This window comes from Mesorhizobium sp. 113-3-9 (assembly GCF_016756515.1).
Taxonomy (GTDB): domain Bacteria; phylum Pseudomonadota; class Alphaproteobacteria; order Rhizobiales; family Rhizobiaceae; genus Mesorhizobium.
Genome location: NZ_AP023246.1, coordinates 144296 through 159982 on the forward strand (window position 1 = coordinate 144296; position 15687 = coordinate 159982).

The window sequence follows — 15687 nt, forward strand, 5'->3', positions numbered from 1 at the left end:
AGTGGGTGTCCCCAATCAATGATTGTCCCTGGGAACGCCGCTGGTATGGGCGACGTCCAGGTATTTCACGGCCGGCTTCAGCACCATCCCTTCGGAGAACTGGTCGACCATGCCGCGCTGGATCTCCTGCCACGGCGTCTGGTGCTTGGGGTAGTGGTAGCCGCCATCGCTCTCCAGCTCGGCGCGCCGCCTGGCAAGCTCTTCATCGCTGATCAGCATGTTGGCGGTGGCCTTGCGCAAGTCGATGCGCACACGGTCGCCGGTCTTGAGCAGCGCCAGCCCGCCGCCGATCGCGGCTTCCGGCGAGGCGTTGAGGATCGATGGCGAGCCCGACGTGCCCGACTGGCGGCCGTCACCGATGCAGGCCAGCGAGTGGATGCCCTTCTTGATGAGATAGGCCGGCGGCTGCATGTTGACGACCTCGGCGCCGCCGGGATAGCCGACCGGGCCGGCGCCGCGCATGAACAGGATGGTGTGCTCATCGATGCCTTGCGCCGGATCGTCGATGCGGGCGTGGTAATCCTCCGGACCGTCGAAGACCATGGCGTTGCCCTCGAAGGCTTCCGGGTCGCTCGGGTTGGACAGATAGCGCTCGCGGAATTCCGGCGAGATGCCGCTCATCTTCATGATCGCGGAATCAAACAGATTGCCCTTGAAGTTGATGAAGCCGGCATTGGTCTTGAGCGGTTTGTCGACACTGTGGATGACGTCGGCGTTTTCGTTTGCGACACCCTTGCAATTGTCGCCGATCGATTTGCCGTTGACGGTCACGGCTTCAGGATAGGGCAGCAGCCCGGCCTTCATCAGTTCGGCAACCACGGCCGGCACGCCGCCGGCATGATGATAGTCCTCGCCCAGATATTCGCCGGACGGCTGCAGATTGACGATGAGCGGCACTTTGAGGCCGATCTTCTGCCAGTCGTCATTGTCGAGCGGCACGCCGAGATGGCGGGCGATGGCATTGAGATGGATCGGTGCGTTGGTGGAACCGCCGATCGCCGAATTGACGACGATGGCGTTCTCGAAGGCCTTGCGCGTCATGATGTCGGAGGGCTTCAAATCCTCATGCACCATGTCGACGATGCGCTTTCCCGTTTCGTAGGCGATCTGGCCGCGCTCACGGTATGGGGCGGGGATGGCGGCCGAGCCCGGCAGCTGCATGCCGAGCGCCTCGGCCAGCGAATTCATCGTGGTGGCGGTGCCCATCGTGTTGCAATAGCCGGTGGAGGGCGCCGAGGAGGCGACGATGTCCATGAACTCGTCATAATCGATCTCGCCTGCCGACAGGCGCTGGCGCGATTCCCAGACGATCGTGCCGGACCCGGTACGCTTGCCCTTGTGCCAGCCGTTGAGCATCGGGCCGACCGACAGCGCGATGGCCGGGATGTTGACGGTGGCCGCCGCCATGAGCAGCGCCGGCGTGGTCTTGTCGCAGCCGATGGTGAGCACGACGCCATCGAGCGGATAGCCGTAGAGCACCTCGACCAGGCTGAGATAGGCAAGGTTGCGATCAAGGGCCGCGGTCGGGCGCTTGCCGGTCTCCTGGATCGGATGGCAGGGGAACTCGAAAGGGATGCCGCCCATCGAGACGATGCCTTCGCGCACGCGCTTGGCGAGCTCTATATGGTGCCGGTTGCAAGGCGACAGATCCGAGCCGGTCTGGGCAATGCCGATCAACGGCTTGCCCGACATCAGTTCGGCCCGGGTCAGCCCGTAATTCAGGTAACGCTCCAGATAGAGCGCCGTCATTCCCGGATTGTCGGGGTTGTCGAACCACTCCTGCGAGCGAAATTTCTTCTTTCCTGTGGGGGCGCCAGCCATCATGGTCTCCGTATTTGTATGACAAATCGATATGACAACGCGCGGATGCAGGCAAGGGGCACGCGCGATCTGAATCCGGACTTTGGTGCGATAGACATGTATCGGGCCGCGCGCTAGGACCAATCGACATCAGTTGCACGGGAGGTCTTGATGGCTTTGGTGATCGAAGGCGAGGAACGCATCACGGCGCCCGTCCAGAAAGTATGGGAAGCTCTGAACGACCCGGCGGTGCTGAAGGAGAGCATTCCCGGTTGCCAGAGCCTGGAGAAGACGTCGGACACCGAGATGGCGGCGACGGTCGTGCTGAAGATCGGACCGATCAAGGCGACCTTCAATGGCGAGGTGACGCTGAAGAACCTCAAGCCACCGCATTCCTACACGATCCAGGGCGAAGGCAAGGGCGGCATCGCCGGCTTCGCCAAGGGCGGCGCCGACGTGACGCTGACTGCGGATGGACCGAATGCCACGGTGCTCAAATATGCCGCCAAGGCCGAAGTCGGCGGCAAGATCGCCCAACTTGGCAGCCGGTTGATCGAGTCGACTTCGAAAAAGCTGGCCGGGCAGTTCTTTTCGACATTTGGTGAGAAGGTCGGCGGCTGACCCTCCTCCCGGGAGGTCACTCGAAGACGATGCTCGGCACCGCCGCTTCGGCCGCGCCGCGTTCTTCATTGACCCTGTCCCAGACCTTGGCGGCGATGTCGCGATAGGTTTTCGCCGCGGCGCCGTCAGGATCCGAGACGACCACAGGCGCACCGGCATCCGAGCTTTCGCGGATGCCCATTTCCAGCGGCACTTCGCCGAGGAAGGTGACGCCGAGGCGCTCGGCCTCGCGGCGCGCGCCGCCATGGCCGAAAATGTCGTAGCGCTTGCCGGTGTCCGGCGCGATGAAATAGCTCATGTTCTCGACGATGCCGAGCAGCGGCACGTCGACCTTCTTGAACATGTTCAGCCCCTTGCGGGCGTCGATGAGGGCCAGGTCCTGCGGCGTCGAGACGATGACGGCGCCGGCCAGCGGCACCTGCTGCGCCATGGTCAATTGCGCATCACCGGTGCCGGGCGGCATGTCGACCACGAGCACGTCGAGCCTGCCCCATTCGACCTCGCGCAGCATCTGTGTCAGTGCCGACATCACCATAGGCCCGCGCCAGATCATCGGCGTTTCCTCATCGACAAGGAAGCCCATCGACATCACCTTGAGGCCGTAATTCTCCATCGGCTTCAGGATCTTGCCGTCAACCGTCTGCGGCCGGCCATGGATATCGAGCAACTTGGGCATGGACGGGCCGTAGATGTCCGCATCGAGCACGCCGACCCGCAAGCCATTGGCGGCAAGGCCAAGCGCCAGATTGACGGCGGTGGTCGACTTGCCGACGCCGCCCTTGCCCGAAGCAACCGCGATGATCGCCTCGATGCCTGGCACGCCACGCTTGCCCTGGCTGTGCGAAGCAGGGGCATGCGGAGCAGCACGCGATGCGGCAGCGGCGGGCGGAGCAGACGGTGCCGGCCTGGGCGCGGCGCGCGCCGGAACCGGTGCCTCCATGCCGCCGCCCTTCTTTTCCGCGGTCAATGCGACAACGGCGCCGGCAACACCTGGAATTGCCTTGACGACACGTTCGGCGGCGGCGCGCAGCGGCTCCATCTCCTGCGCCCTGGCGGCTGGAACAGTGATCGAGAAGAACACTTTCGAATCGGCGATGAAAATCTCGGAAACCATGCCGAGGTCGACGATATTGCCGGTGAAATCCGGCCCATTGACCGTCTTCAGACGCTCGGTGACGATTTCCTTGGTGACGGACATGATTTTATCCTGGCGTTGGGCTGCCGCTCAGATAGTGCAGATTGAAGCCGACTCCAAGCGCCACGATGCCCCCGGTCAACCCGCCAGGTTGACGGCAAGATAGGTGAGAGCCGAAATCGCCGCCGTCGCCGGCAAGGTGATGATCCAGGCGATGACGATGTTGCCGGCGATGCCCCAGCGCACCGCTGATACGCGGCGGGCGGCACCGACGCCGATGATGGCACCGGTGATCGTATGCGTGGTCGACACGGGAACGCCGAGCCAGGTGGCGGCGAACAGCGTGATGGCGCCGCCGGTTTCGGCGCAGAAGCCCTGCATCGGATTGAGCCGGGTGATCTTCGAACCCATCGTGTGGACGATCCGCCAGCCGCCGAACAGCGTGCCGAGCGCCAGCGCCGACTGGCAGGTGAGGACAACCCAGAGCGGCACGTAGAATTTCTCGCCGAGCATGCCTTGCGAATAGAGCAGCACGGCGATGATGCCCATGGTCTTCTGCGCATCGTTGCCGCCATGCCCGAGCGAATAGAGCGAGGCGGAAAAGAACTGCAGGACGCGAAAGGTGCTGTCGACGGCGAACGGCGTCTGGCGCACGAACAGCCACGAAACCACCAGGATCAGGACAAGCGCCAGGATGAAACCGGTCGCCGGCGACAGCACGATCGCGGCGACCGTCTTGCCAAGTCCCGACCAGACGATGGCACCGATGCCCGCCTTCGCGACGCCGGCGCCGACCAGCCCGCCGATCAGCGCGTGCGAGCTGCTCGAAGGGATGCCGGCAATCCAGGTGACGATGTTCCAGACAATGGCGCCGACGAGGGCCGAGAAGATCACCGCCGGCGTGACGATGCTGACGTCGACGATGCCTTTCCCCACGGTCTCGGCGACATGCAGGCCGAAGAACATGAAGGCGATGAAATTGAAGAAGGCTGCCCACAGCACCGCATATTGCGGCCTGAGCACGCGTGTGGAGACGATGGTGGCGATGGAATTGGCCGCATCGTGCAGGCCATTGAGAAAATCAAAGAACAGCGCGACGGCGACAAGGCCGGCCAGCAGGGGGAAGGCGATCGCGACGTCCATCGCCTAGACGTTCTCGATGACGATGCCGCTGATCTCGTTGGCGACGTCCTCGAAGCGATCGACCACCTTCTCCAGCTGACCATAGATTTCCGAGCCGATCAGGTAGGCCATCGCGTCACCGCGGCCGTGGCGCCTGAACAGATCCTTCAGGCCCTGCTCATGCAAATCGTCGGCCCGGCCCTCGGCGCGCATGACTTCCTCGGCGAGGGCGTTGAGGCGTGCGCTGTTGGCGCCGACCTTGGCGAGCAGCGGGATCGCCTCCGCGACCAGCCGCGCGGCGTCGACGATGACGGCGCCCATTTCCTGCATCAGCGGATCGAACTCCCGCTTCTCGAACAGTCTTACCGTCTTGACGGTCTTGTGCATCATGTCGATGGCATCATCCATCGACTGGATCAGATCCTTGATGTCGCCGCGATCGAAAGGGGTGATGAAGGAGCGTCGCACGGCCAGCAGGACTTCCGCGGTGACGTGATCGGCCTCGTCCTCGAGATCGACGATCTTCTGGCACCAGCGATCGATGTCCTTGCCCTGGAGAAGCTGTTGCAGCGCCTCCGCGCCGCCGACCACCGTGCGGGAATGCCGCTCGAACAGGTCGAAGAAACGATCTTCGCGTGGCAGCAGCTTGCGGAACCAGCCCAGCATGTCAGTCTCCCCTCGCGCCCGGTCCACGACCGTTTCATTGACATAGCGCCGCGCGATGCCGCGGGAAACAGTAAGCCGGCTGAAAGATGTGGATGCGGAACGATTGCGCATATCGCTTGCGGCAAAGGACAATTTCCCCGAGCCTGTGCGTGACGACCGAAAGGATGGCATGATCGACAAACTCGAATTCTTCATCGCGCTGGCCAAGGAAGAGCATTTCGGCCGGGCGGCGGAAGCATGTGGCGTGACCCAGCCGACCCTGTCGGCCGGCATCAAACAGCTGGAGGGGCAGCTCGGTGTCATGCTGGTCAATCGCGGGTCGCGTTTCCAGGGGCTGACGCCGGAGGGCAAGCAGGTGCTGGTCTGGGCGCGCCGCATCGTCGGCGATTCGAGGACCATGCGCGAGGAGATGCGGGCGGCTCGCCACGGCCTTTCCGGCCGCATCCGCATTGCCGCCATTCCGACCGCGCTCGCCATGGTGGCGCGGCTGACGACGCCGTTTCGCGAAAAGCACCCGGGCGTCACCTTCTCGGTGTTGTCGCGCACTTCGATCGAGGTGCTGTCGTTGCTCGGCAATTTCGACATCGACGCCGGCATCACCTATCTCGACAACGAACCGCTTGGACGGGTGACCAGCGTGCCGCTCTACGACGAGCGCTATCAATTGATCACAGCCATAGGCAACCCTTATTCGGATCGCGACAAAGTGTCATGGGCCGAGATCAGCCAGTTGCCGCTGTGCCTCCTGACGCCCGACATGCAGAACCGCCGCCTCATCGACCAGCATCTGGCCGAGGCCGGCGTTCAGGTGCGGCCGACGCTCGAATCCAATTCGATGATCGTGCTGTTCTCGCATATCCGCACCGGCAAATGGTCGTCGATCATGCCGCTCAACCTCGCGGAAACATTCGGCTTTTCGGAACCGATCCGGGCCATTCCGATCGTCGACCCGGATGCCAGCCACACGGTCGGCCTGGTGGCCGCGCCGCGTGAACCGCACACACCGCTGGTGCAGGCGCTGCTGGACGAGGCAATGGCGCTGGCAGACGATTTCCGCGCCCATCGCTAGTTTAGAGACAAGGGGCTGAACGTGTTCGATAGAAGATTTCTATCAAGCAACGGATCAGCTTTATTGATTTCGCGAGTTTCCTCTGTTTTTGTAACGACTTAGCGCTAGAACGCTACCGACCAGGGAGGGCGCTGCATGACGATGCAGCCTGCAAGTACCGAGATCGTATCGCGCACGGCCGCGATCATCCACGAGCTGAAAGGCCTCGAAGGCCCGCTGCTGCCGATCCTCCACGGCATCCAGGAAGAGTTCGGGCATGTGCCGCAGGACGCCGTACCCGTCATCGCCGATGAACTGAACCTGTCCAGGGCCGAGGTGCACGGCGTCGTGACCTTCTATCATGACTTCCGTGCGCGGCCGGCAGGCCGCCACGTGCTCAAGCTGTGCCAGGCGGAAGCCTGCCAGTCGATGGGTTCGGATGCCGTGGCCGCCAGGGTCAAGCAGCTGCTCGGCATCGATTTCCATGAGACCACCCGCGATGGATCGGTCACGCTCGAGCCGGTCTATTGCCTCGGGCTTTGCGCCTGTTCGCCGTCGGCGATGCTGGACGGCGAGGTGATCGGGCGGCTCGATGACGACAAGATCGACGAGATCGTTGCCGAGGTGCGCTCATGATCCCCCGCATCTACATTCCCGGCGATTCCGGCGCGCTGGCGCTCGGCGCTGAAAAGGTCGCCAACGCCATTCGCGCTGAACTCGCCGAGCGTGGCATCGAGGCCAAGATCGTGCGCAACGGGTCGCGCGGCGCCTATTTCCTCGAGCCCATGGTCGAGGTGGCGACCGCCAGCGGCCGTGTCGCCTACGGGCCAGTCAAGCCGTCGGACGTCAAGAGCCTGTTCGATAGCGGCTTCCTCACCGGCGGCCATCACAAGCGCTGGCTGGGCGCGCCGGACAAGATTCCCTTCCTGGCCAAACAGACCAGGCTGACCTTTGCGCGCTGCGGCATCAACGATCCGCTGTCGCTCGACGCCTACAAGTCGCTCGGCGGGCTGAAAGGCCTGCAGAACGCGGTGGCCATGGCGCCCGCCGATGTCGTCAAGCAGGTTACCGAATCAGGCCTGCGCGGCCGTGGCGGCGCGGGTTTCCCCACCGGCATCAAATGGAAGACGGTGCTGGATACGGCGGGTGACCAAAAATACATCGTCTGCAACGCCGATGAAGGCGACAGCGCCACCTTCGCCGACCGCATGATCATGGAGGGCGATCCCTTCGTGCTGATCGAGGGCATAACGATCGCCGGTGTCGCGACCGGCGCGACCAAGGGTTTCGTCTATATCCGCTCGGAATATCCGCATGCGGTGGCGACGATGAACAAGGCCGTCAAGATCGCCCGCAAGGCAGGCGTGCTCGGCGTCAACGTGCTGGGTTCGCCCAACGCCTTCGACATGGAAATCCGCGTCGGCGCCGGCGCCTATGTCTGCGGCGAGGAAACCTCGCTGCTCAACAGCCTCGAAGGCAAGCGCGGCGTCGTGCGCGCCAAGCCGCCGCTGCCGGCGATCCAGGGCCTGTTCGGCAAGCCGACGGTGATCAACAATGTCATCTCGCTGGCTTCCGTCCCTATCATCATGGACAAGGGCGCGGCCTTCTACAAGGATTTCGGCATGGGCCGCTCGCGCGGCACGATCCCGATCCAGATCGCCGGCAACGTCAAGCATGGCGGCCTGTTCGAGACGGCCTTCGGCCTGACGCTGGGCGAGATCGTCGACGATATCGGCGGCGGCACCGCCACTGGCCGGCCGGTGAAGGCGGTGCAGGTCGGTGGCCCGCTCGGCGCCTATTTCCCGCGCTCGCTGTTCGACACCGCCTTCGACTATGAAGCCTTTGCCGCCAAGGACGGGCTGATCGGACATGCCGGTATCACCGTGTTCGACGATACGGCCGACATGCTGAAGCAGGCGCGCTTCGCCATGGAGTTCTGCGCTATCGAAAGCTGCGGCAAGTGCACGCCCTGCCGCATCGGCTCGACGCGTGGGGTGGAGACCATCGACAGGCTCGCCGCCGGCATCGAGCCGGAAAAGAACCTAGCTCTGGTCACCGATCTCTGCAACACGATGAAGTTCGGATCGCTCTGCGCGCTGGGTGGTTTCACGCCCTACCCGGTGATGAGCTCGATCACCCATTTCCCCGAGGATTTCAAGCCCGCGCCTGCGCGCGTGGCTGCTGAATAGGAGCTGGCAGATGAACATCAAGGCCGACTTCCCGACACTCATCGAAGAACTCGACTACGGGACCCCGGAATCGAAGGCGCAAAAGCAGGTCACGCTGATCGTGGACGGCCGCAGCATCAGCGTGCCGGAAGGCACGTCGATCATGCGGGCGGCGATGGAAGGCGGGGTTGAGATCCCGAAGCTCTGCGCCACCGACATGCTGGACTCGTTCGGCTCCTGCCGTGTCTGCCTGGTCGAGATTGAAGGGCGCGGCGGCACTCCGGCGTCCTGCACGACACCGGTCGGCGAAGGCATGGTGGTGCGCACGCAGTCCGACCGGCTCGACGCGATCCGCCGCGGCGTCATGGAACTCTATGTCTCCGACCATCCGACCGGCTGGAACGAGAAGGCCGGAACCGGCGCCAGCGAGTTCGACGCGGTGGCGAAGTCGGTCGGCCTGACCGAGAACCGCTACGGCATCGAGGGCCGCAACCACGTCAAGCAGGAAGACGGCGTGGCGCCCGGCCATGGTTCGCTGGCGGTCGATTACATCGCCCGCGACGAATCCAACCCCTATTTTACCTATGATCCGGCGCAGTGCATCGTCTGCTCGCGCTGCGTGCGCGCCTGCGAGGAGGTGCAAGGCACCTTCGCGCTGACGATCGAGGGCCGCGGTTTCGAGTCGCGCATGGTTGCCGGCATGCACGAGGACTTCATCGCCTCCGAATGCGTGTCCTGCGGCGCCTGCGTGCAGGCCTGCCCGACCGATGCGTTGCGCGAGAAGACAGTGCTCGAGAAAGGCATGCCCGAGCGCTCCGCCGTCACCACCTGCGCCTATTGCGGCGTCGGCTGCTCGTTCAAGGCCGAGGTGAAGGGCGACGAAGTCATCCGCATGATGCCCTACAAGGATGGCAAGGCGAACCATGGCCATTCCTGCGTGAAGGGCCGTTTTGCCTATGGCTACGCCACCCACAAGGACCGCATCCTGTCGCCGATGATCCGGGAAAAGGTCAGCGATCCCTGGCGTGAAGTGAGTTGGGAAGAGGCGATCGCCCATACGGCCAAGGAATTCCGCCGGATCCAGTACCAATATGGACGCACCGCGATCGGCGGTATCACCTCGTCGCGCTGCACGAACGAAGAGACCTATCTCGTGCAGAAGATGGTCCGGCAGGGCTTCCGCAACAACAATGTCGACACCTGCGCGCGTGTCTGCCATTCGCCGACCGGCTATGGGCTCGGCCAGACCTATGGCACCTCGGCCGGCACGCAGGATTTCGATTCCGTCGAGTTCACCGACGTCGCCGTCATCATCGGCGCCAATCCGGCTTCCGCCCATCCGGTCTTCGCCTCGCGGCTGAAGAAGCGCCTGCGCCAGGGCGCCAAGCTGATCGTGCTCGATCCGCGTCGCACCGAAATGGTGAAATCGGCACATATCGAAGCGGATTATCATCTGCCGCTGAAGCCCGGCACCAATGTCGCGGTGCTGACGGCGCTGGCCCATGTCATCGTCACCGAAGGTCTGTTCAACGAAGCCTTCATCCGCGAACGCTGCGACTGGACGGAGTTCCAGGACTGGGCGTCGTTCGTCGCCTTGCCGGAAAACAGCCCGGAAACCGTCGGCAAGCTTTCCGGCGTCGATCCCGAGTTGATCCGTGGCGCTGCCCGGCTCTACGCCAAGGGCGGCAATGGCGCGATCTATTACGGCCTCGGCGTCACCGAGCACAGCCAGGGCTCGACCACCGTCATGGCGATCGCCAACCTTGCGATGGCGACAGGCAATATTGGCCGCCCAGGCGTGGGGGTGAACCCGCTGCGTGGCCAGAACAACGTGCAGGGCTCGTGCGACATGGGCTCCTTCCCGCACGAACTGCCGGGCTATCGCCATATCTCCGGCGAAGCCGTGCGCGACATCTATGAAAGCCTGTGGGGCGTGAAGCTCGACGACGAACCTGGCCTGCGCATCCCCAACATGCTGGATGCCGCCGTCGACGGCTCGTTCAAGGGCATCTACATCCAGGGCGAGGACATCCTGCAGTCCGATCCCGACACCAAGCATGTCGCCGCCGGCCTTGCAGCGATGGAATGCGTGGTCGTGCACGACCTGTTCCTGAACGAGACGGCGAACTACGCGCATGTCTTCCTGCCGGGCTCGACCTTCCTTGAGAAGGACGGAACCTTCACCAATGCCGAGCGCCGCATCAACATGGTGCGCAAGGTGCTGGAGCCGAAGGCACGCTACGCCGACTGGGAAGCAACGCAGGAGCTCGCCCGCGCGATCGGGCTCGACTGGAACTACCAGCATCCCTCCGAGATCATGGACGAAATCGCCAAGACGACGCCGAGCTTCGCCGGCGTCTCCTTCGAGTTGCTCGACCGTGTCGGGTCGGTGCAATGGCCCTGCAACGAGAAGGCTCCGCTCGGCACGCCGATCATGCATGTCGACAGCTTCGTGCGCGGCAAGGGCAAGTTCATCCGCACCGAATATGTGGCGACGGACGAGAGAACCGGCCCGCGCTTCCCGCTGCTTTTGACCACCGGCCGCATCCTCAGCCAGTACAATGTCGGCGCGCAGACGCGGCGCACCGACAACGTCATGTGGCACTCGGAAGACCGGCTGGAGATCCATCCGCACGATGCCGAGAACCGCGGCCTGCGCGATGGCGACTGGGTGCGGCTGACCAGCCGCTCCGGCGAAACGACGCTGCGTGCGCTGATCACCGACCGGGTGTCGCCGGGCGTGGTCTACACGACGTTCCACCATCCCGACACGCAGGCCAACGTCATTACCACCGACTTCTCCGACTGGGCGACCAACTGTCCGGAATACAAGGTGACGGCGGTGCAGGTCGGCGCCTCCAACGGGCCGTCGGAATGGCAACGCGAGTACGATGAACAGGCAAAAAACAGCCGCCGCATCGCCTCGCTGCAAGCGGCAGAGTAACCTTGGCCGCGCGCCGCAAAGCAACGACTGAGATATCGCGGCTGGCGCACCGCGCCAGCGGCACGGTTGCGGCCAACCGCATGGTGCCGGAGGAGACGCCGGTGGCATTCTCCTTCGCCGGCACCACGCATGCGGTGATGATGGCAAGCCCGGCGGACTTCGAGGATTTCGCGCTCGGCTTCTCGCTGACCGAAGGCATCATTGCCTCCCCTGAAGAGATCGAAGCGATCGAGGTCGAGGATCATGGCGCCGGCATCGACATCCAGATCCGGCTGAAAGACCTCGCCAATACGCGCTTCGAGGCGCGGCGCCGCAGGCTTGCCGGGCCGGTCGGCTGCGGTTTGTGCGGCATTGAATCCATCGAGGAAGCAATGCGATCGGTTGATGCCGTTGGTGCGTCAAAACTTACTCTTGATGCCGACGACATCGTGCGCTCCGTCAAGCTGTTGTCGAAGGTGCAGCCGCTGCACACGGAAACCGGAGCCGTGCATGCCGCCGGCTTCTACATCCCGGGCAAGGGCGTCGTGATGGCACGCGAGGATGTCGGCCGCCACAATGCGCTGGACAAGCTGGCCGGTGCGTTGGCCAAAGCCGGCATCGACGGCACGTCGGGCGCCGTGGTGGTGACGTCGCGCGTCTCGGTCGAGATGGTGCAGAAGACGGCGGCGATCGGCTCGGGCTTCATCATTGCCGTCTCGGCTCCGACCGCGCTTGCCATCCGCACCGCGCAGGAGGCGGGCATGACGTTGGTGGCGCTGGTGCGCGGCGACGATTTCGATGTTTTCACCCACCCCGACCGGGTGATCTATGGAGCCGCCCAGCATGTCGCATGACGAAGACCACATCACGAGCACGAGCGAAAAGCTGGTGCGCATGGCCAACCAGATCGCGACCTTTTTTCATTCGCGGCCGCGCGAGGAAGGCGTTGCGGGCGTCGCCGAGCATATCAACAAGTTCTGGGAGCCCAGGATGCGGCGGCAGTTCTTCGAGTTGCTGGACAGCGGCGAAGGCTTCGACGAACTCGTCGTGGCCGCATCCGCCAGGATCAAGCGCCCGATCTCGCCGGCCGATGCCGATCTCAAGCTCGGACTGAAACCCTCCCCAGCCGACGTTGCTGCCTCGCAAAAGTAGCCTCCGGACCGCACGGACTTATATTTCCTTTCGCTAAAGTTTGAGCTGCCGCTATCGATGCGGCTCTGCTATGTTTGACGATCAGAAATCGTCAGGCCGGGCGGAAGAACTCGTGAGGCCGATCGAGACCCGATATGCCCTCAGTGGCGAGGTGCGGATCGCCTATCAGGTGGTCGGCCAGGGATCACTTGATCTCGTTTTCGTGCCGGGCTTCATTTCCAATCTCGACCTGCATTGGGAAGACGAGGGCTATACCAGGCTCTTGAGGCGGCTGTCGGCATTCTCGCGGCTGATCCTGTTCGACAAGCGCGGCACGGGTCTTTCCGATCGTGTCGATGTCCATCACTTGCCCAGCCTTGAGATACGCATGGATGATGTGCGCGCGGTGATGGACGCGGCCGGCAGCGGCCGGGCGGCACTGCTTGGCGCTTCCGAAGGCGCGCCGATGGCAATGCTGTTCGCCGCCACCTATCCGGAACGGACGCGGGCGCTGGCGCTCTATGGCGGCTATGCACATTTCCACAAATGGGTGATGCCACCCGAACGCCTCGATGCCTTCATCGCAACGGCCGAAACGGCCTGGGGCACCGGCGCCACCTTGCCCAGTTTCGCGCCGGGACGGGTGGATGACACCCGTTTTTCAACCTGGTGGGCGCGCTTCGAGCGCTTGTCGGCGAGCCCGACAGCAGCTGCGGCACTGGCGCGGATGAACGCGGAGATCGACGTGCGCGGCGTGCTGGCGGCAATCAGCGCGCCAACGCTGCTGATCCATCGCCGCAACGATGCCCGGGTCGATCCCGACGCCAGCCGCTTCCTGGCCAGGAAGATCCCGAATGCGCGGCTGACCGAAATCCCGGGACGCGACCATCCGATCTGGACCGGCGATGTCGACCGGGTGGCCGACCTGATCGAGGAGTTCCTGACCGGCGCGTGCGCCGTGGCGGAAGCCGAACGCGTTCTGGCCGCGCTTCTTGTGACACGCATCTACGACACGGCGCGGCTTGGCGACCGAATGTGGAGCGAACGCTGTGAGCGTTTCCAGGAAACCTGGCGGACGCTTGTCGGGCGCCATGGCGGGCGCTGCGTGGACATGCATGGCGAAACGATGATTTCGCGCTTCGATGGGCCAGGGCGCGCCTTGCGTTGCGCGGCGTCGTTGCGCGAGGCGGCGCAGCAGATCGGCGTGGCGAGCGCCCAAGGGGCGCATGTCGGCGAGATCGAGTTGCGCGGGCCACCGACCGGATTGACGGGCCGCGTGACGATGCACCTCGCCACGCATGCCGGGCGCGGCGACATATTGGCGTCGCGGCTTGTCGCCGACCTGGCCGCCGGGTCAGGGCTCCATTTCACCGACGCCGGCCGCATCGGCATCGACGAACTGGACGAGCCGCTGGCGCTTGTCCTGGCGATGTCCGAACAGCATCTGGAACCGGCTTGCCGCCCAAAGGCCAAGGCGACCGAGCCGGCCTGCCTGACGGCGCGCGAGAGCGAGGTGGTGAATTTGATTGCCGACGGCAAGAGCAATGCCGCGATCGCGGCCGAACTCAGGCTGAGCGAGCACACGGTCAAGCGCCACGTCGCCAACATATTGCTGAAACTCGACCTGCCATCGCGAGCCGCGGCGGCGGCATTTTCCGTCAGGCACACTGGCCCGGACGGGCCATGAGGGCCATGGCGCTTTCGGGCGAAGCGGGCATGCCGATGCAGGCGTATCAATTTCCCCCATGCAGGCCGGGCGGATGCCGCCGGGAAGGCGCTGCGAACGGAGGATGAAATGCTCAAGTCAAAACTGAATGTCAGATCATTTGTGATCGCGGCAGGCATTGGCGCGCTGTCCGCGATCGCTCCAGCAAAGGCCGAGGATGCATCGGCGACAGCCGCCTACAAGGACATCCAGGCGACGCTCGGCTCGGTGCCGGACATGTTCAAGACACTGCCTGACGTCGCGGTCGCCGGCGCCTGGGCCGAGATCAAGGGGGTGCAGCTCAACCCCAAGACCGCGCTCGACGGCAAGACCAAGGAGCTGATGGGCCTTGCGGTGGCCTCGCAGATCCCCTGCCAGTACTGCATCTATTTCCACACCGAGGCGGCCAAGCTCAACGGCGCGAGCGACGAGGAGATCAAGGAAGCGATCGCCATGGCGGCGATCGTTCGCCATTGGTCGACGATGCTCAATGGCAGCCAGGTCGATCTCGCCACTTTCAAGAAGCAGACCGACGACGTCTTCGCGGCCGTCAAGGCGAAGTCGCAGTGAAAGACGCTGCCCGCCGATAAGCGCCGGGCAGACTTGCGAACGTCAACCGCCCGATCGTGAAGACGGGCCATGGAGGATAAAATGCTGACCAAGACCCAAGCCGTGGATGGCGCGGCCATCAAGAAGGCGATCGAAACCCGTGACGGCAAGATGCTGTCGAGCTTCTATGCCGATGACGCGCTGGTGCGGGTGATCGACCGCAACAACCCGCCGAGCAAACCGCGCGAAATCCGTGGGCGCGCGGCGATCACCACCTTCTGGGACGATATCTGCAGCCGGGCAATGACCCACAAGGTCGATACAACGATCGCCGACGGCAACAGCCTCGCCTTCACCCAGGCCTGCGCCTATCCGGACGGCACAAAAGTGTTCGCCGCGGCGATGCTGGAACTGAAGAACGGGCAGATCGCACGGCAGACGGTCGTGCAGGCCTGGGACGAGTGAGGCCGCCATGTTCAGCGCCAGATGGCAGATCGACGCCAAATTCGGCCACAAGCAGACCGTGCTCGAATTGCTGAAGAAATGGGAACGCGAGATTGGCTCACAGGTCGGTCTCGCCGACCTCCAGTTCCAGATCATGACCGGCTCGATCGGTGCGCGGGAGGCGACGGTCGAATCCCATCACCAAGTCGAGAGCCTGGCCCAACTGGAGGCGTTCTTCGCCAAGATCGGCAAGATCGACGCACACGCCAAATGGGGTAAGGAGATGGAGCCCTATGTCGTGTCAGGCACCAGCCTGTGGAACATCTATCGTATTGTCGAGTAGCGGCTGCGCAGCGGTCTTACCTCTCCCCTTGT

15 protein-coding genes are annotated in these 15687 nt (G+C 63.9%); 11 read left to right on the forward strand and 4 right to left on the reverse strand.

Annotated elements, in window-relative coordinates:
* Window positions 1–15 precede the first annotated feature (15 nt).
* Complete coding sequence (locus MesoLj_RS00690) at window positions 16–1821, reverse strand: IlvD/Edd family dehydratase (protein ID WP_202324748.1); 1806 nt, start codon at window positions 1819–1821, stop codon at window positions 16–18.
* Between the two features lie 150 nt (window positions 1822–1971).
* On the opposite strand from MesoLj_RS00690, the gene MesoLj_RS00695 reads away from it, so the two are divergent.
* Window positions 1972–2421, forward strand: coding sequence for an SRPBCC family protein (locus MesoLj_RS00695; RefSeq protein ID WP_140769825.1), 450 nt, complete (start codon window positions 1972–1974; stop codon window positions 2419–2421).
* 16 nt (window positions 2422–2437) lie between these two features.
* Here MesoLj_RS00695 and MesoLj_RS00700 read toward each other — a convergent pair whose 3' ends face one another.
* The 3 genes from MesoLj_RS00700 to MesoLj_RS00710 form a co-directional block, all read right to left on the reverse strand.
* The gene (locus MesoLj_RS00700) at window positions 2438–3619 is read right to left on the reverse strand and encodes an Mrp/NBP35 family ATP-binding protein (RefSeq protein ID WP_202324749.1); all 1182 of its coding nucleotides are present in this window, start codon (window positions 3617–3619) and stop codon (window positions 2438–2440) included.
* A 75-nt stretch (window positions 3620–3694) separates the two neighbouring features.
* Window positions 3695–4699 carry an inorganic phosphate transporter gene (locus MesoLj_RS00705; RefSeq protein WP_202324750.1) on the reverse strand — a complete coding sequence of 335 codons (1005 nt, stop codon included), beginning with the start codon at window positions 4697–4699 and terminating at the stop codon, window positions 3695–3697.
* 3 nt (window positions 4700–4702) lie between these two features.
* Window positions 4703–5344 (reverse strand): DUF47 domain-containing protein, encoded by a 642-nt coding sequence (locus tag MesoLj_RS00710; RefSeq protein ID WP_140769831.1) that lies wholly within the window; start codon window positions 5342–5344, stop codon window positions 4703–4705.
* Window positions 5345–5513: 169 nt separating this feature from the next.
* Between MesoLj_RS00710 and MesoLj_RS00715 the strand changes: the two genes are divergently transcribed.
* The 10 genes from MesoLj_RS00715 to MesoLj_RS00760 all read left to right on the forward strand — a co-directional run bounded on the left by MesoLj_RS00715 (window position 5514) and on the right by MesoLj_RS00760 (window position 15655).
* Entirely contained in the window at window positions 5514–6413 is a 900-nt protein-coding gene (locus tag MesoLj_RS00715; RefSeq protein WP_202324751.1) for a LysR family transcriptional regulator, read from the forward strand.
* Between the two features lie 135 nt (window positions 6414–6548).
* Window positions 6549–7028 carry a formate dehydrogenase subunit gamma gene (locus MesoLj_RS00720; protein WP_056569689.1) on the forward strand — a complete coding sequence of 160 codons (480 nt, stop codon included), beginning with the start codon at window positions 6549–6551 and terminating at the stop codon, window positions 7026–7028.
* Window positions 7025–8581: a formate dehydrogenase beta subunit gene (locus MesoLj_RS00725; protein ID WP_202324752.1), complete on the forward strand. Its 1557-nt coding sequence runs from the start codon at window positions 7025–7027 to the stop codon at window positions 8579–8581. Before MesoLj_RS00720 ends, MesoLj_RS00725 begins: the two co-directional genes overlap by 4 nt.
* A gap of 10 nt (window positions 8582–8591) precedes the next feature.
* The gene (gene fdhF, locus MesoLj_RS00730) at window positions 8592–11504 is read left to right on the forward strand and encodes a formate dehydrogenase subunit alpha (protein ID WP_140769835.1); all 2913 of its coding nucleotides are present in this window, start codon (window positions 8592–8594) and stop codon (window positions 11502–11504) included.
* A gap of 2 nt (window positions 11505–11506) precedes the next feature.
* On the forward strand, window positions 11507–12337 hold the full coding sequence (fdhD, locus tag MesoLj_RS00735) for a formate dehydrogenase accessory sulfurtransferase FdhD (protein ID WP_202324753.1): 831 nt from the start codon (window positions 11507–11509) through the stop codon (window positions 12335–12337).
* Window positions 12327–12635, forward strand: coding sequence for a formate dehydrogenase subunit delta (locus tag MesoLj_RS00740; RefSeq protein WP_140769839.1), 309 nt, complete (start codon window positions 12327–12329; stop codon window positions 12633–12635). Before fdhD ends, MesoLj_RS00740 begins: the two co-directional genes overlap by 11 nt.
* 112 nt (window positions 12636–12747) lie before the next feature.
* Complete coding sequence (locus tag MesoLj_RS00745) at window positions 12748–14301, forward strand: alpha/beta fold hydrolase (protein WP_202324754.1); 1554 nt, start codon at window positions 12748–12750, stop codon at window positions 14299–14301.
* Between the two features lie 108 nt (window positions 14302–14409).
* Window positions 14410–14889, forward strand: a complete 480-nt coding sequence (locus MesoLj_RS00750) for a carboxymuconolactone decarboxylase family protein (protein ID WP_140769843.1) — start codon at window positions 14410–14412, stop codon at window positions 14887–14889.
* 81 nt (window positions 14890–14970) lie between these two features.
* Window positions 14971–15333 carry a nuclear transport factor 2 family protein gene (locus tag MesoLj_RS00755; protein WP_056570412.1) on the forward strand — a complete coding sequence of 121 codons (363 nt, stop codon included), beginning with the start codon at window positions 14971–14973 and terminating at the stop codon, window positions 15331–15333.
* Window positions 15334–15340: 7 nt separating this feature from the next.
* Window positions 15341–15655 carry a hypothetical protein gene (locus MesoLj_RS00760; RefSeq protein ID WP_023775764.1) on the forward strand — a complete coding sequence of 105 codons (315 nt, stop codon included), beginning with the start codon at window positions 15341–15343 and terminating at the stop codon, window positions 15653–15655.
* Window positions 15656–15687 lie beyond the last annotated feature (32 nt).